24 protein-coding genes and 1 riboswitch are annotated in these 22,445 nt (G+C 39.7%); of the genes, 6 read left to right on the forward strand and 18 right to left on the reverse strand.

Translation table 11 applies throughout. The annotated features are described in order from the left end of the window. Positions 1-71 precede the first annotated feature (71 nt). Positions 72-710, reverse strand: a complete 639-nt coding sequence (locus JFU56_RS00825; protein WP_198435398.1) for a deoxynucleoside kinase — start codon at positions 708-710, stop codon at positions 72-74. Positions 711-917: 207 nt separating this feature from the next. Between JFU56_RS00825 and JFU56_RS00830 the strand changes: the two genes are divergently transcribed. After that, on the forward strand, positions 918-2,258 hold the full coding sequence (locus JFU56_RS00830; protein ID WP_198435399.1) for a DEAD/DEAH box helicase: 1,341 nt from the start codon (positions 918-920) through the stop codon (positions 2,256-2,258). A gap of 133 nt (positions 2,259-2,391) precedes the next feature. Here the strand turns inward: JFU56_RS00830 and JFU56_RS00835 are convergent, their stop codons facing one another. Beyond that, entirely contained in the window at positions 2,392-3,255 is an 864-nt protein-coding gene (locus JFU56_RS00835) for a LysR family transcriptional regulator (RefSeq protein WP_198435400.1), read from the reverse strand. Positions 3,256-3,423: 168 nt separating this feature from the next. Between JFU56_RS00835 and gshB the strand changes: the two genes are divergently transcribed. Together gshB and JFU56_RS00845 are read left to right on the forward strand one after the other, a co-directional pair. Continuing rightward, entirely contained in the window at positions 3,424-4,452 is a 1,029-nt protein-coding gene (gshB, locus tag JFU56_RS00840; RefSeq protein ID WP_198435401.1) for a glutathione synthase, read from the forward strand. Further along, positions 4,436-6,415 (forward strand): flavohemoglobin expression-modulating QEGLA motif protein, encoded by a 1,980-nt coding sequence (locus tag JFU56_RS00845; protein ID WP_198435402.1) that lies wholly within the window; start codon positions 4,436-4,438, stop codon positions 6,413-6,415. Before gshB ends, JFU56_RS00845 begins: the two co-directional genes overlap by 17 nt. A gap of 81 nt (positions 6,416-6,496) precedes the next feature. On the opposite strand, the gene moaE is transcribed toward JFU56_RS00845, so the two are convergent. The 16 genes from moaE to moaA form a co-directional block, all read right to left on the reverse strand. After that, positions 6,497-6,952 carry a molybdopterin synthase catalytic subunit MoaE gene (moaE, locus tag JFU56_RS00850; RefSeq protein ID WP_198435403.1) on the reverse strand — a complete coding sequence of 152 codons (456 nt, stop codon included), beginning with the start codon at positions 6,950-6,952 and terminating at the stop codon, positions 6,497-6,499. 4 nt (positions 6,953-6,956) lie between these two features. After that, a complete protein-coding gene (moaD, locus tag JFU56_RS00855) occupies positions 6,957-7,202 on the reverse strand; it encodes a molybdopterin synthase sulfur carrier subunit (RefSeq protein ID WP_198435404.1) in 246 nt (81 codons plus the stop codon). A gap of 18 nt (positions 7,203-7,220) precedes the next feature. Further along, positions 7,221-7,697 (reverse strand): cyclic pyranopterin monophosphate synthase MoaC, encoded by a 477-nt coding sequence (gene moaC / locus JFU56_RS00860; protein WP_198435405.1) that lies wholly within the window; start codon positions 7,695-7,697, stop codon positions 7,221-7,223. A 15-nt stretch (positions 7,698-7,712) separates the two neighbouring features. Then, positions 7,713-8,219 carry a molybdenum cofactor biosynthesis protein B gene (gene moaB, locus JFU56_RS00865; RefSeq protein WP_198435406.1) on the reverse strand — a complete coding sequence of 169 codons (507 nt, stop codon included), beginning with the start codon at positions 8,217-8,219 and terminating at the stop codon, positions 7,713-7,715. A 74-nt stretch (positions 8,220-8,293) separates the two neighbouring features. Next, a complete protein-coding gene (locus JFU56_RS00870) occupies positions 8,294-8,803 on the reverse strand; it encodes an RNA methyltransferase (protein WP_198435407.1) in 510 nt (169 codons plus the stop codon). A gap of 221 nt (positions 8,804-9,024) precedes the next feature. After that, the gene (locus tag JFU56_RS00875; RefSeq protein WP_198435408.1) at positions 9,025-9,162 is read right to left on the reverse strand and encodes a TIGR02808 family protein; all 138 of its coding nucleotides are present in this window, start codon (positions 9,160-9,162) and stop codon (positions 9,025-9,027) included. Positions 9,163-9,183: 21 nt separating this feature from the next. Beyond that, positions 9,184-9,756 (reverse strand): NapC/NirT family cytochrome c, encoded by a 573-nt coding sequence (locus JFU56_RS00880; protein ID WP_198435409.1) that lies wholly within the window; start codon positions 9,754-9,756, stop codon positions 9,184-9,186. Between the two features lie 29 nt (positions 9,757-9,785). Further along, entirely contained in the window at positions 9,786-10,253 is a 468-nt protein-coding gene (locus tag JFU56_RS00885) for a nitrate reductase cytochrome c-type subunit (RefSeq protein ID WP_198435410.1), read from the reverse strand. 88 nt (positions 10,254-10,341) lie between these two features. Continuing rightward, entirely contained in the window at positions 10,342-12,828 is a 2,487-nt protein-coding gene (napA, locus tag JFU56_RS00890) for a periplasmic nitrate reductase subunit alpha (protein ID WP_198435411.1), read from the reverse strand. Positions 12,829-13,123: 295 nt separating this feature from the next. Further along, positions 13,124-13,261 (reverse strand): TIGR02808 family protein, encoded by a 138-nt coding sequence (locus JFU56_RS00895; RefSeq protein ID WP_198435412.1) that lies wholly within the window; start codon positions 13,259-13,261, stop codon positions 13,124-13,126. Positions 13,262-13,282: 21 nt separating this feature from the next. Continuing rightward, positions 13,283-13,855 carry a NapC/NirT family cytochrome c gene (locus JFU56_RS00900; RefSeq protein WP_198435413.1) on the reverse strand — a complete coding sequence of 191 codons (573 nt, stop codon included), beginning with the start codon at positions 13,853-13,855 and terminating at the stop codon, positions 13,283-13,285. Between the two features lie 30 nt (positions 13,856-13,885). Beyond that, a complete protein-coding gene (locus JFU56_RS00905; RefSeq protein ID WP_198435414.1) occupies positions 13,886-14,353 on the reverse strand; it encodes a nitrate reductase cytochrome c-type subunit in 468 nt (155 codons plus the stop codon). Positions 14,354-14,441: 88 nt separating this feature from the next. Further along, complete coding sequence (gene napA / locus JFU56_RS00910; protein ID WP_198435415.1) at positions 14,442-16,928, reverse strand: periplasmic nitrate reductase subunit alpha; 2,487 nt, start codon at positions 16,926-16,928, stop codon at positions 14,442-14,444. Then, positions 16,925-17,197, reverse strand: coding sequence for a chaperone NapD (locus JFU56_RS00915; RefSeq protein WP_198435416.1), 273 nt, complete (start codon positions 17,195-17,197; stop codon positions 16,925-16,927). The genes napA (JFU56_RS00910) and JFU56_RS00915 overlap by 4 nt, the downstream gene beginning before the upstream one ends. A gap of 46 nt (positions 17,198-17,243) precedes the next feature. Then, complete coding sequence (gene napF, locus JFU56_RS00920; RefSeq protein WP_198435417.1) at positions 17,244-17,726, reverse strand: ferredoxin-type protein NapF; 483 nt, start codon at positions 17,724-17,726, stop codon at positions 17,244-17,246. A 358-nt stretch (positions 17,727-18,084) separates the two neighbouring features. Further along, entirely contained in the window at positions 18,085-19,062 is a 978-nt protein-coding gene (gene moaA, locus JFU56_RS00925; protein WP_198435418.1) for a GTP 3',8-cyclase MoaA, read from the reverse strand. Beyond that, positions 19,050-19,196, reverse strand: a riboswitch (molybdenum cofactor riboswitch). It overlaps the preceding gene by 13 nt. A gap of 162 nt (positions 19,197-19,358) precedes the next feature. Between moaA and narQ the strand changes: the two genes are divergently transcribed. The 3 genes from narQ (at position 19,359) to JFU56_RS00940 (ending at position 22,432) form a co-directional block, all read left to right on the forward strand. Continuing rightward, positions 19,359-21,074 carry a nitrate/nitrite two-component system sensor histidine kinase NarQ gene (narQ, locus tag JFU56_RS00930; protein WP_256432364.1) on the forward strand — a complete coding sequence of 572 codons (1,716 nt, stop codon included), beginning with the start codon at positions 19,359-19,361 and terminating at the stop codon, positions 21,072-21,074. Next, positions 21,067-21,714, forward strand: a complete 648-nt coding sequence (gene narL / locus JFU56_RS00935) for a two-component system response regulator NarL (protein WP_198435420.1) — start codon at positions 21,067-21,069, stop codon at positions 21,712-21,714. The genes narQ and narL overlap by 8 nt, the downstream gene beginning before the upstream one ends. Positions 21,715-21,856: 142 nt before the next feature. After that, positions 21,857-22,432 (forward strand): LON peptidase substrate-binding domain-containing protein, encoded by a 576-nt coding sequence (locus JFU56_RS00940; protein WP_198435421.1) that lies wholly within the window; start codon positions 21,857-21,859, stop codon positions 22,430-22,432. The last annotated feature ends 13 nt before the right edge of the window (positions 22,433-22,445 follow it).

Here is a 22,445-nt window from a genome sequence, read left to right on the forward strand (position 1 = left end):
ATGATTTACAGATTAGTCTAATTCATATAAAAAAACAATGGCATAGTATTTACTACACCATTGTATTTCAACTAGATGCCGTCGCTAATAATGCGCTTAGCTAGCGTAGCTGGGCAACCAAAGTGAGTCCAGTCTTCAGTCAATAATACGGTATTATATTTACGGCAGATATGCGGTAAAAACGTATCATGACAATCCGAAATCAACTGTAGGTAATCACGTGGCGTTCCCTGCTCGGCATCACGTGCACGTGAAAGCATGCGTGTATAAGCTATTTCAGCTTCGCAACGTAAATATACAACCGCAGATACACGAGGGTAATCAGCTAGTTTAGTTTGAATATCATAATAATAATCAAGGTCTTTACCATCAGGACGGCATGCTTCAGCTAAGTTTGCTTGACAGAAAACCAGGTCTGAAAATAATGAACGCTCAATGATGTAATTGAACGCAGGATCGAGATCTTTACAGATATCAGATCTTTTATTAGTAATGTAACGCTGAAACTCGATACGGCGTGTAGGGTCCACTGTAAACGCTTGTAGTAAGCGTTGAAATTCAGGGTCTGAATCAACATCTTCTAATATTAACTGCCAGTTAGCGGTATCATTATCTGTTAATTCTTTTGCCAATAAAGGCAGTAATGTTGATTTACCAACACCGATATTACCTTCGATCGCGACTAGTTTAAACGTTTGTTCATTACTCATTATAAAACCTATGATGCTAATATAAGCGGAGGATTATAGCATATTGATAGTGTCTTCCAAGCGCAACCTTGCTTAACATCTAGACAGTTTATCAAATTTAACGCTAAAAATTTATCCGTTAACGTAAATCATACATTCACCTAAGTTATTTATTCCTGTATAATATGCCGCCTTAATGGGCATATTGCCCGATTGCTAGGATATCCAATGAAATTTTCATCATATAGTTTTACTCCCGAAATTTTACGCGCGCTAGAAGCTTGTAATTATGACCAAATGACGCCTGTACAACAGCAAGCAATCCCAGCTGCTGGTCGCGGTAAAGATATTCTAGCAAACGCACAGACAGGCACTGGTAAAACAGCTGCTTTTGCTTTACCTATCTTGCAACAAATTGCAGATGCACCGAAAGAAATCCATTCATCTCACGTACGAGCGCTTATTTTAGTGCCTACACGTGAACTTGCAGCGCAAGTAACAGACAACATTAAAGCGTACAGCCAATTCATGACACTTAACGTTATAAGTGTTTATGGCGGCGTTAAAATGGAAACACAAACTAAACAGCTTAAAGCTGGTGTTGATGTATTAGTAGCGACTCCAGGTCGTTTACTAGAGCACTTACAACTTAACAATACCAACCTTGCTAACGTTGAGCACCTAGTGCTAGATGAAGCAGATCGTATGTTAGACATGGGTTTCATCACCGATATCCGTAAGATCTTAGAATGCATGACTGCTGATTACCAAACAATGCTTTTCTCTGCGACGTTATCGCAACAGATGAAGCATTTAGCAAATGAATTACTATCACAGCCAGTAATCGTTTCTGCATCAAAAGAAAACTCAACAGCGACAACAATTAAACATGTTATCCATCCTGTTGAACAACGTCGTAAACAAGAATTACTTTCTGAATTAATCGGTACTAAAAACTGGAAACAAGTTTTAGTATTTGTTAACACGAAAGAAGCTGCTAACAACATCGTTAAAGAATTAAAACTTGACGGTATTCGCGCTGATGTTTGTCACGGTGATAAAGGTCAAGGCGCTCGTCGTCGTGCCTTAACTGAATTTAAAGAAGGTAAAATCCGTGCACTAGTTGCTACAGATGTTGCTGCTCGTGGTCTTGATGTTCAAGGTCTTAAATTCGTAGTTAACTTTGACTTACCTTTCCTAGCGGAAGATTACGTTCACCGTATCGGTCGTACAGGCCGTGCTGGCGAAACAGGTAATGCGGTATCATTTGTATGTCGTGAAGAAGAGCACGGTCTTGCAGATATCGAAGCGATGATTGGTCACAAGATTGAACGTCAAGTAGTTAAAGGTTATGAAGTAAGTAACCGTGATCGCCTGATTGCAGATATTAGCGGCCGTGCATCACACGAACGTCGTCAACCTCGTCGTAATAAAGCGGTTGGTGAAGAAAAAGTTGAGCACAAGCCAAAAACAACTGCACCATCGAAAAAAGCAAGCAAAGGTAAGCACCGTAAGACAAGTGCTAAACTACACCGTAAAGGTAATGTTGCTGCACCAAAACAAAAGTAATTATCAAGTTAGCGACTATTTTTTAAAGATGGTTCTTTAGAGATAAAGCGTTAAAACGATTAGTTACAAACAATAAGGCCTTATTAAATAACCACGCTGGTTAGTTTAATAAGGTCTTTTTTAGCATTAAAATTTAATCGATACTTTCGATTATTTTATTAAACGGTACCGCAAGCAAACTATCGATCATGCTTTGTTTTTCATGATCAGCACGACAGACAAGGTATAATGCTTGCTCCATCACTGGAGCATCTTGTACTAAATGCAATAAACCCGCATCAACACTCTGTGCTATCACCGGAGAAGGTAAATAACCCACACCACCGTTACCAATAATATGATCTAATGCAACGCGACATGAATCCGTATGGATCACAGCCGTGCGCTGCAGCGCTGCAATTTTATTATGCTGAATAGAAAATCGCGTGCTCCAGTCTAAATAAACCAAAGGTAATTCGCTAATATTATTCATATCACAATCAGGCTTATGCGTGACGAGTTGCAATTGGTAATCACGTACTTTGACAATATTAAAATCATCGTTAACTGGCGGCTCGCTGGTAATTGATAGATCAATGCTCTTATCAAGTAACCGTTTCGACATATGTTGGCGCGGAACGGACTCTAAGCGTAAAGCGAGCCCAGGATCTGCGCTGGAAATACGATTTATCCAATCGGAAATCCCGTCAAACTCCCAGAATATTGCCGAGGCGCCTAATGTGATCTGAACCGATAGCTCTTCTGATAGTGCAATATCATTCCTCGCACGCCCCCACATTTGTAAAATCGACTCAGCATAAGGCAGTAAACGTTCACCCGCACTTGTCAGCTGTAAGTTACCACGCTGACGTGAAAACAGGGGATTGCCTAATTGCGATTCTAAATGACGGATCCTAAAACTTACCGCTGATTGCGTTAAAAATAAATTATCTGCCGCACGACCAAAATGTCTTGTCTTAGTGACTTCCAAAAATGTTTTAAGTAGCTCTGTATCCAAGAGTTTAGCCTTCATTAGATAAAATAAATAACCACATAATACAATATAGTTTAGATATTCAATAACAAAATATTTTTATCGTCAGCAGTAAAATTGTTCGTTTTACACAAATGCATTCCCGCCCTACCATCGCCAAAAAATAACCCCTATACAGTTTGGTAGAATGCTATGAAAATTTGTTTTGTTATGTACCCTTGGGAAAATGTTGAACCAGAAAATGATTCGACACTACGCATGATCCATGAAGTTGCGAGCCGCGGTCACACAGTTGCGATCACGACGCCAAATAATTTAACCATGCGTGACAGCATGTCGATCGCTTTTTGTAAGGTGCTTAAGAAAGGGGCTGTATCAGCAAATATTCCAGGATTTTATCGTAAAGCAGAGTTCAGAGAAGCACAGTTACCTTTAGCAGGCTTTGACGCCATTATTATGCGATCTAACCCACCGCTTGATACGATGGCGTTGAACTTTTTAGATTCAGTACGTGATGATACTTTTATCATGAATGACATTGATGGTTTACGTGTCGCGAACAATAAATTGTATACGGCATCAATGTCTGATTTGAATAAAGAATTCATTCCAGTCACCCATGTATCAAAGCAACGTGATTACCTCGAATCTGTGCTAGCCGAAAACACGAAAGACTGCATGATCCTTAAGCCATTAAATGGCTACGGTGGTTCTGGTGTGATCTTATTAGATAAAAACGCGAAATCGAGTGTTAAATCCTTGCTTGATTTTTATATCGGCGACGATCAGAACTACGTTATTTTGCAGGACTATATTGACGGGGCTGAAGAAGGCGACGTCCGTATTATGATGCTAAACGGTCAACCGATTGGCGCAATGAAACGTGTACCGGCAGATGGCGATGTACGTTCAAACATTCATGCTGGCGGTAAAGAAGTAAAACACGTACTGACAAAGCAAGAATTGCGTTTGTGTAAACATATTGGCCCTAAATTAGTCAGAGATGGTCTGTACCTTGTTGGTCTTGATGTTATCAACGGTAAATTAGTTGAAGTAAATGTATTAAGTCCGGGTGGCATCACTCGTATTAACCGTTTAAATCGCACCAAATTACAAGTAGAGATCATTGATTTCGTTGAAAGTGTTGTAAACGCAAAAAACATCAATATTGCGCGTAAAAATGAATTTCGTAAGGTGATTGCAGATGCAGCGGCTTACTGAGAAGGCGATACTCAATAATATCCGTAAACAAATACCATTCACGGCGCAGCTAGAAGATGGCAGTTTAACATTACGGATCAGTGAGTATCAGCCACATATAGCAACAGCGATTCATCACGGTCATCAAATACGTGATGCATTAAGTCAGCATATACGCTTGACTGAGCAAGAGCGTTATTATGAAGAAGATCCTTTTACCGGTGATTTTATTTCTTCACAGCCGATTGTCTTGCAAGTTGAAGATTCTCGCTATGAGTATGATCTTAACAGGCCATTAGCTGGTTGCGTGTACAAAACGGCTTGGGGTAAAGATGTCTGGTCAGACGCTTTACCGACAAGTGAAATAGCGTTAAGTAAAGCGAAACATAGTCGTTACTATCGTATTTTAAAGTGTCTTATTAGCACTTTAGAAGCAAAGTTCGGCTTATGTTTACTGTATGATATTCACGCTTATAACTATCAGCGTATTGAGACTAAGACGCCAACATTTAACATCGGCACACAACAATTAAACAGCCGTCACTGGCGTAAAGTGCTAGATAATCTACAGCGTAAATTGAAACACATTGAGTTACCAAATATCACTGTGTCAGTGGCTGAGAATGATGTCTTTAAAGGGCTCGGTTATCAAGCTAGTTTTGTTACCGAACATTTTCGTAATACCTTGATCATGCCGATTGAAGTTAAAAAGGTATACATGAATGAAGTGGGTGGTGAAAGCTTCCCATTGGTTATCGAAAAACTAAAAGAAGGCATGAAAACAGCAATCAATGAACATGCGGCAGCAACAATAACGCATTACAGCAAAGGAAAACGAAAACCACTACGGCATGTATTATCTTCTAGCTTACCCACTGAAGTCGTGAAGCTAGATAAAGACTTATATGCCCTAGCCCGTGGCATTAATACGCTCAATTACATTACGCCTAAAAATTTGAAACAGGAAAAGAAACGATTCTTACATAATCCATTTTCCTATCAGCCTAACTTCACTTATCGACAGTTAGATATCGACCCTTACAAGTTTAAGGAAAATTTATATCGATTGCCGGTCGAAACGATCTTAGATGCTGACATTCAAAAATTGTACCGTACTGTCATTGAGCAATTAGCGATGCGCATTGATTTGCTAGCCAGTATTGGCACAGAGCAATTCCTGTATAATTCGCTGCGTTATTATGGTGAACCGAATAAAGAGGATATCAGCAATGCAAAATTCATTTTGCATGCGTGTGAATATCTTCCAATTATGGATGCAAGTATTAATGCTGCAAGTGCTGTCATCGCGTTTCAACAAGCCGCTGGTGAATACGGCGTAAAATGTAAGGTTGTCGAAGCGAAGAATATGATCGCGAGAGCGATGGTAAGTGGCCGAACAATTAAGGTAAATAATGAATGCTCATTTAATGAAACAGATCTTAATGCGCTGATTCATCATGAACTGGGCGTCCATTTATTAACAACGGCCAACGCAGAAGTACAGCCATTACATATCTTTAAATTAGGGTTACCGGGGAATACCCATGCCCAAGAAGGTTTAGCTATTTTATGTGAATATTTATCGGGTAATTTACCGCTACACCGCTTGAAGACACTCGCATTACGCGTTATTGCAGTATCGAAAATGGTGGCTGGAGAATCATTTAACCAGTGCTATTTGGACTTGATTAATGATCATAATGTGACCATTGATGATGCCTTTACCATTACGTTAAGGGCTTATCGTGGTGGTGGTTTCACCAAAGATTATTTATATTTACGGGGATTAAAAGAAGCCCTGCAGATGTATAAACAAGGTGATATCAGCAGTCTATTTATCGGTAAAACGGGCTTTGACTCAAAAGTATTACTGGATGAGTTGATTGCGCGAGGAATATTGAAGTCGCCTCATTACGTACCAAAAGCGCTAAGTATGAAAAGTGAAGAAGATGCCATCATGACATTCATTCTTGATTCTATCTAGTTAAGTGAAAATTAGCAGTGATACGCTCTCAATAGAGAATGCATCGCTGCTAATAATAACATCAGGCTGTTACAGGAAATGTTATTTCCAGCGATCAGCCGCTGTCGTATCCGTCTCACGGGCATCAACCCAATGTGAACCGTCTTCAGTAGCTTCTTTTTTCCAGAATGGCGCTTGTGTCTTTAAGTAATCCATAATGAATTCACAGGCTTGGAAAGCATCGCCACGGTGCATACTTGCAACACCAACAAAAACAATTTGGTCACCTAACGCTAATTCACCTATACGATGGATCACTTTAACGCCTTGAATTGACCAACGCGTTTCAGCTTCAACTAAGATTTTAGCTAGTGATTTTTCAGTCATACCAGGATAGTGTTCAAGTGTTAAACCCGACACACTATCACCTTGGTTAAAATCACGCACTTTACCGATAAAAGTAACGATTGCACCTGTGCAATGGCTTTTACCAAGCGCTGCATATTCCGCCGCCAGATCAAAGTCTTCAGTTTGAATTTGAATTGAATCAGTAGACATCGTTTTATCCCCCAGTAACAGGTGGGAAAAAGGCAACTTCGACACCGTCTTCAACCGGTGAATCTAAGCTACAAATCTCTTGATTAACAGCCACTAATAATTTATCTGAATCAAGTGCTAAAGCCCACTTGCCGCCTTTAGCGGCGAGTTCTGCGCGCAGTGCGTTAACTGATTCAAACGGGCCTGCAATTTCTAGTGCTGCACAATCAACCAATTCTCTAATTTGTGCAAAAAATAAAACTTTAATCATGATAATACCCTGCGCAATTTAAACTTTAAAATGGCCTGACTTGCCACCAGTTTTTTCAAGTAGCTTAACACCATCAATGATAATGTCTTTTTGAACGGCTTTACACATATCATAAATTGTCAGTGCAGCAACAGATGCTGCCGTTAGCGCTTCCATCTCTACGCCAGTTTTACCCGACAACTTGCAACATGTTTCGATGCGAACAAGATTATTCTCAGGTTCAGGTGTTAATTCAACCGTTACTTTAGTCAACATCAACGGATGACAAAGCGGGATAATATCAGATGTTTTCTTTGCAGCTTGGATACCCGCAATACGCGCCGTTGCAAATACATCACCTTTGTGATGGTCGCCCGACATAATTAAAGCCAGTGTTTCCGCTGACATACGTACTATAGCTTCCGCTCTTGCTTCACGTTGAGTGATTGTTTTCTCGGTCACATCAACCATATTTGCTTCACCAGAAGCATTTACATGCGTAAATTCTTGAGACATTACTAAATCCTTTACTTAAATATGTGGCATGAAATTGCATGGGCGATGAGCGTTATTCAACTGCTCACGAAGGATCTTATTCCAACCCGTTTTGCACGCACCAGTTGAACCGGGCATACAGAAAATAACTGTCTTATTGGCAAACCCGCCGACAGCACGACTTTGAATCGTTGAAGTACCAATCTCGTCATACGACACTGCGCGGAATAACTCACCAAAGCCTTCAATCGCTTTGTCAAATAATGGCAGCACCGCTTCAGGAGTCATATCTCGAGCTGTAAAACCAGTACCGCCTGTGATAAGTACGCCTTGAATATCTTCATCAGCAATCCACTGAGATACAATGGCACGGATCTTATACTTATCATCAATAACGATCTTTTTATCCATTAGGATATGACCATCAGCAACAAGAGCGTCTGCAAGAAAACGCCCTGAAGTATCTGTCTCTTCATTACGGGTATCAGATACGGTCAATACTGCCAATTTCGCAGCTTTAAACCCAGTTTCAGCATGGCTCATTATTTTTCCTTTTAAATTCGGTCATGTAAGCGCAGTAATTATAAAAGATTACGCTTGTCGGTCGTTGATCTTGATCAGCTTGTGACTTTTACTTTATTGTTGTTGTCACGACTTTCGCGGATTAACGCATCATTAGCGATTGTATCCACCGACTTTGCAAGACGGTCATAGAGTAATACATTCACTGTGGCAGCAAGGTTCATACAGCCGACAGTCGGCACGTAAACAACTGCAGTTGCACGATCAATGACTTTTTGATCTATGGTGCCGTCTTCAGGGCCAAAGATATAAATGACATTGTCTGGATGTTCAAACGCAGGTAACGGTATTGCGCCCTCTGCAAGTTCGACACAAACAATATTTGTTGAATCAGGAATACTATCTAGCCAATTATCAACCCCTGTTAATGGTGTTTTAGCGGCTACATTTTTAGTATCTGTTTGAAAAGCAGAAGCGCGATCGTATCTTTTGCCGGTGTAATAAACTGCATCAGCTTGGTAACAACCAGCTGCACGCATTACCGCACCGACATTAGTAGGACTTTTAGGATTGGTTAAACCAATTGATACATTTTTATTTTTCATTCAATGCTTTATTTCGTTAACGCTGTTTTATAAATGTTTGGCTGATTAAGTTTTTACTTATTAACTTTTGATTTATTAGCTTTCATTTATTAAAACAGGCGGGATATTAAGAGGCTTTATAATACAGGGATATTGAGGCTATCTCAAGGTCGTAAAAAATAGAACAAAAGGCCGCATCACACGAACACGGCCTTATTCTTTATTCGCGTATTAATTGTTTATTACGTTTTATTTTTATCCGCAGTAAATGATAAAGCAAATACTGAAACGCCAGCAACTGCTACAAATCCTGCAACTAAAATAGTTGGTATCGCTGCGTATCCTAAGATATGCCAAATAACGTATTCTAACGTACTCATTATCGTCTTTCCTTTTTCAATCTACCAACCAGGTACGTCAGACATATCTGGCAGTTGGTGGGCAATACCTTTGTGGCAATCAACACATGTTTTTTCACCACTTGCTAGAGCTGTAGAATGTTGCTTACGACTACGTGGGCCTTGCTCTGAGAAGTCCATGTACTCAAAGTTATGGCAGTTACGACATTCCTGTGAATCATTTTCTTTCATACGTTGCCATTCACGTACGGCCAAATGTTTACGACGTGCTTCAAACTTTTCTTGAGTCGATATCTTACCCATCAAGAATGCCACAATTTCATTACTCGCTTGTACTTTACGTACGATTTTATCTGTCCAGTTATGTGGTACATGACAATCGGAACAGATTGCACGCACACCAGAACGATTCGAATAGTGAATTGTTTCTTTTAGCTCTTTAACGATCGGGGCGTGACAAGCAGAACAAAACTCTTCTGTATTTGTTGCTTCCATCCCCATGTTAAACGCACCCCAGAAAATAATACCACCAAGGAAGCCCATTGCAAGTACAGTACCGACAGCGGCTTTACTTGGTGTGGTTAATTTTCGCCAAAAATTTAAAATTAGTTTCATTTTTTCGCCCCATTTATTCGTTAATTAAATTAGCGTAATGAATCTACACGTTTAAAGTCATTATCGATTAATGGCGTTGCATCAACTTGGGTAACATGACATTGTAAGCAGAAATAACGACGTGGTGATACATCTGATAATACTTCACCATTGCGACCTTCGTAATGCGTCACACTGATTTTAGTAGCGCCCATTTCACCTGCGTATTTCCAGCTGTGGCAAGACAAGCATTTGTTGGCGTTTAATGACACTTCATAATGACGCGTTTGATGCGGCACAAGCGGTGGTTGATAGACGTAATCACGATCAATCGGGCTACGATCTTTAATTACACGCTTCAACTCATCCGCTTTACGCGTTGTATCTAATTCCGTAATACCACGTAGTGATACAACACCACCGTTATTTACATTTTCAATTTCGGCTGTCTCTGTCGCCAGCACTGAAACAGAAAATAACGTTCCTGCAGCGAGCAATACCGCTAATAATTTTTTCATATTCTATTCTCCGCCTAATGGCAAATAAATCTGTGTATTACCAGCAATAATTGCTGGCAATACGTGTCTCTAGAAATGCAGTTAATAATTACACTTTGGTAATTTTAATTGGACATTTTTTGAAATCCGTCTGTTTTGATAATGGATCTGTTGCATCTAAGATCACCTTGTTAATCAATACTCTCGCATCAAACCAAGGCACAAACACCAAACCTACAGGCGGTCTATTTCGACCACGAGTTTCAATTCGGCAACGCACTTCGCCACGAGGAGATTGAATCAATACTTCATCACCTCGACGTACATTGCGTTTCTTCGCATCATCAGGGTGGATATAACAAAGTGCATCCGGTACTGCACGATAAAGCTCAGGTACGCGCGCGGTCATACTGCCTGAATGCCAATGCTCTAACACACGACCAGTACATAGCCACATATCATATTCTTCATTCGGCACTTCAGGTGGCGCTTCATACGGTGCAAAGATAATATTGGCCTTGCCATCAGGCTTACCGTAGAACTCAAAGCCTTTACCTTTACCTACATAAGGATCACTGCCTTCTGCAAAGCGCCATTTTGTTTCTTTGCCATCGACAACTGGCCAGCGTAGTCCCCGCACTTGATGGTAAACATCATAAGGGGCTAAATCATGAGCATGACCACGACCAAAGGTAGCGTATTCTTCAAACAAGCCTTTTTGCACGTAGAAGCCAAATTCATGTGATTCGTCATTCAACTCTTGCGCTTCACTCACTGGAAAGGCATCAACTTGACCATTGCGGTATAAAACGTCATACAAGGTTTTTCCTCTGTGTTCAGGCATCTTAGCTAACAGTTCTTCGCCCCACACTTCTTCCACAGTGAAACGTTTTGAAAACTCAATGACCTGCCATGAATCAGACTTTGCGCCTTCGATTGGTTTAACTTGCTGGTACCAAGCTTGAGTACGACGTTCAGCATTACCATAAGCCCCCTCTTTTTCCACCCACATAGCGGTTGGTAAAATAAGATCAGCAGCTTGTGCAGTTACTGTTGGGTATGGGTCTGACACCACAATAAAGTTATCTGGATTACGGTAACCCGGTAATGATTCTTCCATCATATTCGGTGCAGCTTGCATATTATTAGTACATTGCACCCAATACGCATTCAGCGTGCCGTCTTTTAATGCCCTGTTTTGGGCAACGGCGTGTAAGCCAGGCTTTGCTGGAATAGTGCCTTCTGGTAATTTCCATATTTTTTCTGCGATAGCACGATGCTTCGGATTCTTAACGACCATATCGGCAGGCAGACGGTGAGAGAAAGTCCCCACTTCACGTGCAGTACCACAGGCCGATGGTTGACCGGTGAGTGAAAATGGACCATTACCCGGTTGTGAAATTTTACCCACAAGTAAGTGAATGTTATAAACAAGGCTGTTCATCCATACGCCACGCGTATGTTGATTCATCCCCATCGTCCATAACGACATGACTTTGATGTTTGGATCAGCATATTGCTTTGCGAGTGTGATTAGCTTTTCAACGGGTACACCTGATATCTCAGATGCTTTCTCGGCCGTATATTCAGCAACGGACGCTTTATACTCTTCAAATGTCATTGCTGACAATTTACCTGAGTTAGGGTTTTTCGCTTTTTGCTGTAGCGGGTGCTCATCACGTAAACCGTAACCGATGTCAGTTGCTGTACGCTTGAAGTTAGTGTGTTTGTTAACAAATTCCCAATTAACCGCATCATTTTGGATGATGTAATTCGCAATAAAGTTAGCCATTGCTAGATCAGATTGTGGATTAAAAACAATGCCAGTATCAGCGAGTTCAAATGAGCGATGCTTATACGTTGATAATACGTTTACCTTTACATGCGGGTTACTTAAACGATGGTCAGTAATACGACTCCATAGGATAGGATGCATTTCTGCCATGTTTGAGCCCCAAAGTACAAACGAATCAGCATTTTCGAAATCGTCATAACAACCCATTGGCTCATCAATGCCAAATGTACGCATGAACCCACCAACGGCAGAAGCCATACAGTGACGCGCATTTGGATCAATATTGTTTGAACGGAAACCCGCTTTCATCAATTTAACCGCTGCGTAACCTTCCATGACAGTCCATTGGCCTGAACCAAACATACCAATCGATGTAGGGCCGTTAGCTTTTAATGCTGCTTTCCATTTCTCCGCCATTATATCAAAAGCTTGATCCCAAGATACCGGAGAAAACTCACCATCTTTAGCGAATTTACCATCTTTCATGCGCAGTAAAGGTGTTGTTAAACGATCTTTTCCGTACATGATTTTAGATAGAAAGTAACCTTTCACGCAGTTTAGGCCTTTGTTTACAGGGGACTCAGGATCACCTTGCGTTGCTACAACCTTACCACCTTGCGTGCCGACCAAAACGGAGCAGCCTGTACCACAAAAACGGCATGCCGCTTTGTCCCATTTAATTTTAGTTTCATCGCTAGTTGCGATCAGATTTGTTGCGCTTACAGGCAGTGTTACGCCAGCTATTGCCGCAGCAGAAACAGCTGCGTTTGCTTTAACAAATGCACGTCTGGTCAGTTTCATAGATCACCCTCACATGGTGGATTTAACATTTAGCTGATACGCTATATTTTGATAATTTACATTAGTTTACAATTTTGTATTTATCTGTAGCCTTGCGCTAAATCAATTTGTGTTTCAATCACACCATACTTTTATTACTTATGTGATACCGCTATAAAGGTACTCCCTTTTGTTTACTTAAAACTACGCGCATTTATATTCAAAGCCTAAATTTTTGACAAAAAAAGGCCGCATCATAACAATGCGGCCTGAGTCTTATTTATTAACGTATTATTATTTACATATTAGTTATGTATTACGCTTTATTTTTGTCTGCAGTAAATGATAAAGCAAATACTGAAACGCCAGCAACTGCTACAAACCCTGCAATTAAAATAGTTGGTATCGCTGCATATCCTAAAATATGCCAAATAACGTATTCTAACGTACTCATAATCGTGTTTCCTTATTCAATCTACCAACCAGGTACATCAGACATATCTGGCAGCTGATGGGCAATACCTTTGTGGCAATCAACACATGTTTTCTCACCACTTGCTAGTGCTGTAGAATGTTGCTTACGACTACGTGGGCCTTGCTCTGAGAAGTCCATGTATTCAAAGTTATGACAGTTACGACATTCCTGTGAATCATTTTCTTTCATACGTTGCCATTCACGAACAGCTAAATGTTTACGACGTGCTTCGAACTTTTCTTGAGTCGAAATTTTACCCATCAAGAATGCCACAATTTCATTACTCGCTTGTACTTTACGTACAATTTTATCTGTCCAATTATGTGGTACGTGACAATCAGAACAGATTGCGCGCACACCAGAACGATTCGAATAGTGAATTGTTTCTTTTAGTTCTTTAACAATAGGCGCGTGACAAGCAGAACAAAACTCTTCTGTATTTGTCGCTTCCATACCCATATTAAAGGCACCCCAGAAAATAATGCCGCCAAGGAAACCCATTGCAAGTACAGTACCTACAGCGGCTTTACTTGGTGCCGTTAATTTTCGCCAAAAATTTAAAATTAGTTTCATTTTATCGCCTCTTTTTTCGTTTAGGCTAAATTAGCGCAATGAATCTACACGTTTAAAGTCATTGTCGATTAACGGTGCTGCATCTGCTTGTGTAACATGACACTGTAGACAGAAATAACGACGTGGTGATACGTCAGATAATACTTCGCCTTCACGTGATTGATAATGCGTTACACTGATTTTAGTCGCGCCCATTTCACCAGCATATTTCCAACTGTGGCATGACAAGCATTTGTTCGCATTTAAAGACACTTCATAATGACGCGTTTGATGCGGCACAAGCGGTGGTTGATATACGTAATCACGATCAATAGGGCTACGATCTTTAATTACACGCTTCAACTCATCCGCTTTACGCGTTGTATCTAATTCAGTGATACCACGCAGTGATGCAACACCACCGTTGTTTACATTTTCAATTGCAGCAGTCTCTGTACTTTGTGCTGATACTGAGAATAAAGTCCCTGCAGCTAGCAGTACAGCCAATAATTTTCTCATATTATGTTCTCCGCCTATTGGCAAATAAATCCGTTATTTGCCAGCATCGATTGCTGGCAAATTCATTCAGTAAGATATGCAGGTTTAATTACACTTTCGTAATTTTAATTGCACATTTTTTATAATCCGTTTGTTTTGATAACGGATCCGTAGCATCTAGACATACCTTGTTAATCAATACTCGCGCATCAAACCAAGGTACAAATACTAAGCCTACTGGTGGGCGGTTACGGCCACGTGTTTCCACACGACAACGAACTTCACCACGAAGAGATTCAATAAGAACTTCATCACCACGACGCACATTACGTTTTTTAGCGTCATCAGGATGGATATAACAAAGTGCATCCGGCATTGCACGGTATAACTCAGGAACACGACCTGTCATTGTACCTGAATGCCAATGCTCTAATACACGACCAGTACATAACCACATGTCATATTCTTCATTTGGCACTTCTGGTGGCGCTTCATACGGTGCAAAGATGATATTTGCTTTACCGTCTGGCTTACCATAAAACTCAAAACCTTTACCTTTACCTACGTAAGGATCACTGCCTTCTGCAAAACGCCATTTCGTTTCAACGCCGTTCACTACAGGCCAACGTAAACCACGTACTGTATGGTAAACATCGTATGGTGCTAAATCATGGCCATGGCCACGACCAAAGGTAGCGTATTCTTCGAATAGTCCTTTTTGAACGTAGAAACCTTGATCATTTGCATCATCATTTAATTCTTGTGCTTCACTTAGTGGGAATGCATCAACGTTACCGTTTTTATATAGTACGTCGTACATCGTTTTACCACGCACTTCAGGCATTTTAGCGATTAGATCTTCGCCCCACACTTCTTCAATCTTGAAGCGTTTAGCAAATTCCATTAACTGCCATAAATCTGATTTTGCACCTTCAACAGATTTAACTTGTTGATACCAAGCTTGGGTACGACGTTCTGCGTTGCCGTATGCGCCTTCTTTTTCTACCCACATTGCTGTTGGTAGAATAAGATCAGCTGCTTGTGCTGTTACTGTTGGGTACGGGTCAGAACAAACGATGAAGTTAGCAGGGTTACGGTAACCCGGTAAACCTTCTTCCATCATGTTTGGTGCTGCTTGCATGTTGTTATTACACATAGTCCAGTACGCGTTCAATGTACCGTCTTTTAATGCACGGTTTTGTGCAACAGCATGTAGGCCTGGCTTAGGTGGGATCGTACCTTCAGGTAGTTTCCAGATTTTCTCAGCGATAGCGCGATGTTTTGGATTCGCAACAACCATATCTGCTGGCAGACGGTGTGAGAACGTACCCACTTCACGTGCTGTACCACATGCTGATGGCTGACCAGTCAATGAGAACGGACCATTACCTGGCTGTGAAATTTTACCAACAAGTAAGTGAATGTTGTAAACAAGGCTGTTCATCCATACGCCACGAGTATGTTGATTCATACCCATAGTCCATAGTGACATTACTTTGATGTTTGGATCAGCATATTGCTTAGCAAGTGTAATTAGTTTTTCTTCTGATACACCTGAAATTTCTGATGCTTTCTCAACTGTATATTCAGCAACCGACGCCTTGTACTCTTCAAATGTCATTGCTGTCATTTTACCCGAGTTAGGGTTTTTAGCTTTAGCTTGCATTGGATGTTCGTCACGTAAACCGTAACCAATATCTGTTGCTGTACGTTTAAAGTGTGTGTGCTTGTTAACGAAATCCCAGTTTACAGCATCGTTTTGGATGATGTAGTTAGCAATAAAGTTAGCCATTGCTAAATCAGACTGTGGGTTAAACACAATGCCTGTATCAGCAAGTTCGAATGAACGATGCTTATACGTTGATAATACGTTAACTTTTACATGTGGATTACTTAAACGGCGATCTGTGATACGCGTCCAAAGAATTGGATGCATTTCAGCCATGTTTGAGCCCCAAAGAACGAACGCATCTGATTCTTCAAAGTCATCGTAACAACCCATTGGCTCATCAATACCAAACGTACGCATGAAACCACCAACAGCAGAGGCCATACAGTGACGCGCATTCGGATCGATATTATTTGAACGGAAACCTGCTTTCATCAATTTAACAGCAGCATAACCTTCCATCACTGTCCATTGGCCAGAACCAAACATACCAACTGATGTAGGGCCTTTTTCTTTTAATGCCGCTTTCCACTTCTCGGCCATGATATCAAAAGCTTGATCCCATGAAATAGGTGCAAACTCACCATCTTTAGCAAACTTACCATCACGCATACGTAATAGAGGCGTTGTTAAACGATCTTTACCGTACATAATTTTTGATAGGAAGTAACCTTTAACGCAGTTAAGGCCTTTGTTCACAGGTGCTTCAGGATCACCTTGTGTAGCAACAACCTTACCGCCTTGTGTTCCGACTAATACAGAGCAACCTGTACCGCAGAAACGACATGGTGCTTTGTCCCATTTAATTTTAGTTTCATCGCTAACTGCAATAAGATTTGTTGCACTAGCTGGAAGCGTAACGCCAGCAATGGCAGCAGCAGAAACTGCCGCATTTGCTTTAACAAACGCACGTCTGGTTAATTTCATAGATCATCCTCACATGATGGATCAATAGTTTCAATTTGGTGAAAAACAAGAGAAGTACTTAAGACATGTTCGATATTATTAATTTTATCAATAATATCGGTGACAAATTTTTGATTACTGGTTTCTAATACGACGATAATTTTACCCTCTTCACTATCACCGTAAATTTCAGCGTCTGGGAGAGCTGAAATTTTATCTTTCACGTCTACCAAAGATTCTGGTTTTACGTGAATAATTAGACTTGAGATATGGACTTCTTGTTCTGCCATTTTATGACCTTATAATTATTATAAACATATTCTTAATAACTAAAATTTAACGGTTGAGCTTCACAGCGATTGCATTAACAGGACAAACTGAGACGCAAGCACCACAACCATTACAATCAGCTAATACAACATCTGGGCTAACAAACGTTGTATTAGTAAAATTAAATTTCAAAGCTTCGGATTCACAAGACTCCGCACAACTTCGGCAATATACAGATTCAATATTTAAGCAACCGGTTGAAACAACTGCTTTATTACCCCAAGCTTGAGCTTGAGTTAAATCAAATAAATCCTCTTTACAGTGATTTACACATTCTTTACAAAAATTGCATTCTGATACGCTAAAATCGATTTCAGGAAAACCGCCATCACCAACTAGTATAATTTGTTCAGGGCAAGCAGCACTGCAATCACCACAGCGGGTGCACTTGTCAGTAAAATCTAAATCTGCTTTAAGCCAAGGTAGTCGTACAACATTGTCTTGTTCTTTACGACGAAATAACGAACGTCGTGCTAGATTAATACTCATAAAACTACCTTGTAAAATAATTCATCTTCAGATGTGTTGTTTAAAGTCCACATCAGTCTATAAAGATATTTGTTTCATGATGATACAAATACCCCACAACGAATATACTCCCTAATGGATAAGCTAAGTAAAACTTATTTTAGATCAATAAATTGATATTGAAATCAGCTTTATTAAGAAATTTATTAAAAGCATTCATTTTAATAAAACAGTTACAACAAATACTTTTGATTATAGATAAGACATTTGAAATGTGCATTTTTGTAGATGTTTAAATAGCGTAATTCAGTATTACGCTATTTAAACTTGCAGAGAACAGAGTTAATTGAAGAAGTAGATAAACTATTTTTCTAACTTTTTAGCCGCCGATAGACGCAAGATGTGATGTATTAGCGGTAAAACCGTCTTGTAAGAAGTGTGTCGATTTTTTCTCTGACATATGCCCAACCACACGACTGATTAACGCTTGTTGCTGGTTATCATCCTGAAGTAAATCACGTAATTCAACACCAGCTTCACCAAATAAGCATAAATGTAAGCGCCCTTTCGTTGAAACGCGTAAACGGTTACAAGTTGAACAAAAGTTCTTCTCATAAGGCATAATCAGACCAATTTCACCAATATAGTCAGGGTGAATAAAAACTTGCGCTGGTCCATCCGCCTTCCCCCTCACTTTACTTACCCAGCCTTGCAACATTAATTTGTCGCGAATGCTTGCACCTGATACATGGTGCTTATCGAACAACGCCTGGTTATCACCCGTCTGCATTAGTTCAATGAAACGTAGCTGAATTGGCCTGGTCTTGATCCAATTTAAAAAATCATCTAGCTCGATATCATTTAAATTACGCATCAATACCGTATTCACTTTCACAGTTTCAAAGCCAGCAGTAAAAGCAGCATCAAGACCAGCCATGACTTTATGAAACATATTCTTACCGGTTATCTGGCGGAACATGCGTGCATCTAAACTATCAATACTGACATTTAATGCATCAAGTCCGGCATCTCGCCATTGCTGTGCGTACTTGTCTAGATTAAAGCCGTTTGTGGTTGTCGCAACCTTATTAATTTTAGGTATCGCAGCTATGTCTGAGATAATATCTGTGAAGTCTTTTCGTAATGAAGGTTCACCACCAGTAATACGGACCTTTTCAGTGCCCATTTCAGCAAACCCTGTCACGATACGGCGTAATTCATCACGCCCTAAGAATTCAGGTTTACCTTCAGCTTTATAGCCATCTGGTAAGCAGTAGTTACATTTGAAATTACAAACGTCTGTAATTGATAAGCGTAAATAATAAAATTTACGCGAAAACTGATCTTGAAGTTGCATAAACACCTTTCCAAATACGGGAGGCTCAATCATTTCTGATTAAACCCTTATAGCAATTGCGAATGCTATGAGTCCTTAAGATCATATTTAAATGTATAAATTTAGATCATTAAGGATCGGAGTTTGAGTTATATTAAATTTTATGGTCGTTAAACTTAAACTATTTTTTAAGTTATTTAAAGAGATAGGTAACACTTATTATAGTAGAAAATGATAAATCATTGATCGAAATTAAATTGCCCTGTAAATTATACGTTTATTTACGGCTTAATTAACTAATTAGTAAAAAATCTATGATGAAAAATATAATCCCTTCCCATCAGTCTATTATCATTTTAATCGGTCGCGGTATGTTTAGTATACTAGCGCTGGCCTCTTTACTTACTTTTATATCCTTAGTCGCGCTTTCACTCAGCTTATCTGATGCATCATCAATTAATAAAGCTGGTGCATTAAGAATGCAAAGCTATCAAATTGCTTACAATTTATCCATCGATGAAACAGAGGTCAAACGACAGGTTCATATTGATACTTTTAACCAATCACTTGCCCACATTAAAAATAATATTGTTGATAACTGGGATATTACCACAAAGCTGAAACAAGAATTCATGGCTGTTGAGACTCAATGGCAAGCACAATCTGATATCCTACACAGTGATAATCCAGACCGATTCTTAAGTAATGTCGATGAGTTTGTATTAACCATTGATTCCTTTGTGCAGAATTTACAAAACCATTCTGAATATAAAGTTAAAATTATCACCCTTATTAAAGGATTGGGTATCGGACTTATTTTCGCAGTGTGTATTATTACCATTCGTTTAATGCAAGTTCAGGTATTAAAGCCGCTCCAGCAGATATTCACCGCATCTAATCAAATCAGACGTGGTGAATTTGATGTATCGTTTGATTTTGTTTATGAGAATGAAATAGGCTCATTAGCGAGTAATATTTCGCACATGGCAAATGATTTAAACAAGCTTTACAGTACTCTGGAACAACAAGTAGACGCGAAAACCAAGCAATTAAAAGAAGCCAAAGATAAAATTAATTTTTTATACACCACGTCACAAAAATTACACGTCACGCATCTCAATGCTGACATGCTAGAACAGACGTTACAAAGTGTCTCCGTTCTCAATGGCCTGAGTTTCTATAAATTAGTGTTAACCGGTTCCGAAGTAGAAACTATCTACCTCAATTCAGGCACTGATAACGGTGAGCAAACCCTGGACTTAAAATTAGAGCTCGAAGAACAATCTTTTGGTACCATGACCGTACTCCAACGAGAAGCAACGGATCAGGACCATTTACGTAGCTACTGCCGTATCATTTCTCGTGCTCAGCATCGCTCTCAAAGTAATTTAGAAGCACAACGTTCACTACTAATGGAAGAACGCGCAGTGATTGCCCGTGAATTACATGATTCACTCGCTCAAGCCTTGTCCTATTTAAAAATTCAGGTGGCATTACTCAAGCGACATTTAAAGAATCAAGAAATCACACCACCAACCAATGAAATTGTCGAAGAAATAGATACCAACCTAAAATTATCTTACACTCAATTAAGAGAATTATTGAATACATTTAGGCTTACTCTCGATGATGCTAACTTATCTGAAGCCATTTCGATCATGCTTGCTCAGTTGCGTCAGCGCACAACATCGAAAATTCATCTAAGCTATGAATTAGAAGAACATTTATTTAAACCCAATCAACATATACATATTCTTCAAATTATACGAGAAGCTGTATTAAATTCCATCAAACATGCCGACTCCGATGAAATAATAATTGACTGTGGTACGAATAAAAATGGTACTATCGAAGTATCTATTTCGGATGATGGGAAAGGCATACCAGCCAATCCAGTAAAATCCAACCATTATGGCTTAAACATAATGGGAGAACGCGCTTCAAAACTAGGTGCTAAACTAGAAATAAAAAATAATAAAACAAAAGGCACCTTAGTATTACTAACCTTCGACAGGGAAAACAAACATGCTTGAGAATAGTTACACAATTTTAGTAGTTGATGATCACCCACTAATGCGTAAAGGCATTGCTCAACTACTTTCATTAGAAGAAAAGTTCAATGTGATTGGTGAAGCTAGCGATGGCGTCGAAGCTATCACTCTTGCCAAGCAGCATGAACCAGATCTAGTCTTACTTGATCTGAACATGAAAGGTATGTCAGGTTTGGATACTTTAAAAGCGCTAAGAGCAGAAGAATTAAGCTCTCGTGTCGTTATTTTAACTGTTTCTGATAATAAACAAGATGTGATCCGTTTAATCAACGCAGGCGCTGATGGTTACCTATTAAAAGATTCTGAACCGGATCTATTATTAGCACAGCTTCAAGATGTATTATCTGGCCAGCAGGCACTATCTGAGAGCTTACTTGGCTATTTAGATTGCCTACATGAAGATAACAACTTCGCTGAAAAATTGGCTAAGTTGACTAAACGTGAAAATCAAATTCTACTTGAAATATCTAAAGGCTATAGCAACAAACATGTTGCAAGTAACCTGCATATTTCAGAAGGTACAGTAAAAGTTCACGTTAAAAGTTTATTGAAAAAATTAGAAGCAAGCTCACGTGTTGAAGCTGCAGTTATGTATCTTGAGTTTAATAAAACAAGCGCATAAACAAATAATCGAAGTGAAAATGTCGCGCTAGTTACATTTTCACTTCCTTTTCCAATCAATATTCATTCTAATTCCAACCTCCCGTGCAGACCCCTTAAACAAGGCTATCATTAGTTATACTTACACTGACTAAGGCTTCCCCTTGCAAACGACCCAACTGGCATTATTGCCATTAACATCGCATATTTTACCAAGCGGAAGATTGCCGATTCGTATTACCGAAGAACGCTATATTCGCATGATCAAAGATAGCACTAAAACAATGAGCGGATTTGGAGTTGTGATGATAGATCCAAATCAGACAGGCCGTTTTGGACGAATCCCGACCATTGGCACGCATGTTGAAATAATTGATTTTTATACCTTGGATGACGGTTTCCTCGGTATTAATGTTGAAGGTCGACAACGTTTCATTATTGATGATATAACGACAGAGGCCGACGGTTTAAAAGTGGCTAAAGTCCACTACATAACGAACTGGCCAGATCAAGTAGCCAAAGCTGAAGAGGTTTACCTTGCTGATAAGCTTGAAGATCTATATAAACAACACGCTGATATAAACCAACTGTGTGCATTAAAAGATATGGCGAACATAAGTTGGGTATCACAACGATGGATAGAGCTTCTGCCACTATCAGTCTCAGAAAAACAAATTTTATTACAATCACCCGACTGTAATAACTCCATATCAATACTTAAAACATTAATGCCAACATGATCATTCGAGCCTT

The sequence above is a fragment of the Moritella sp. F3 genome, assembly GCF_015082335.1.
Taxonomy (GTDB): Bacteria; Pseudomonadota; Gammaproteobacteria; order Enterobacterales; family Moritellaceae; genus Moritella.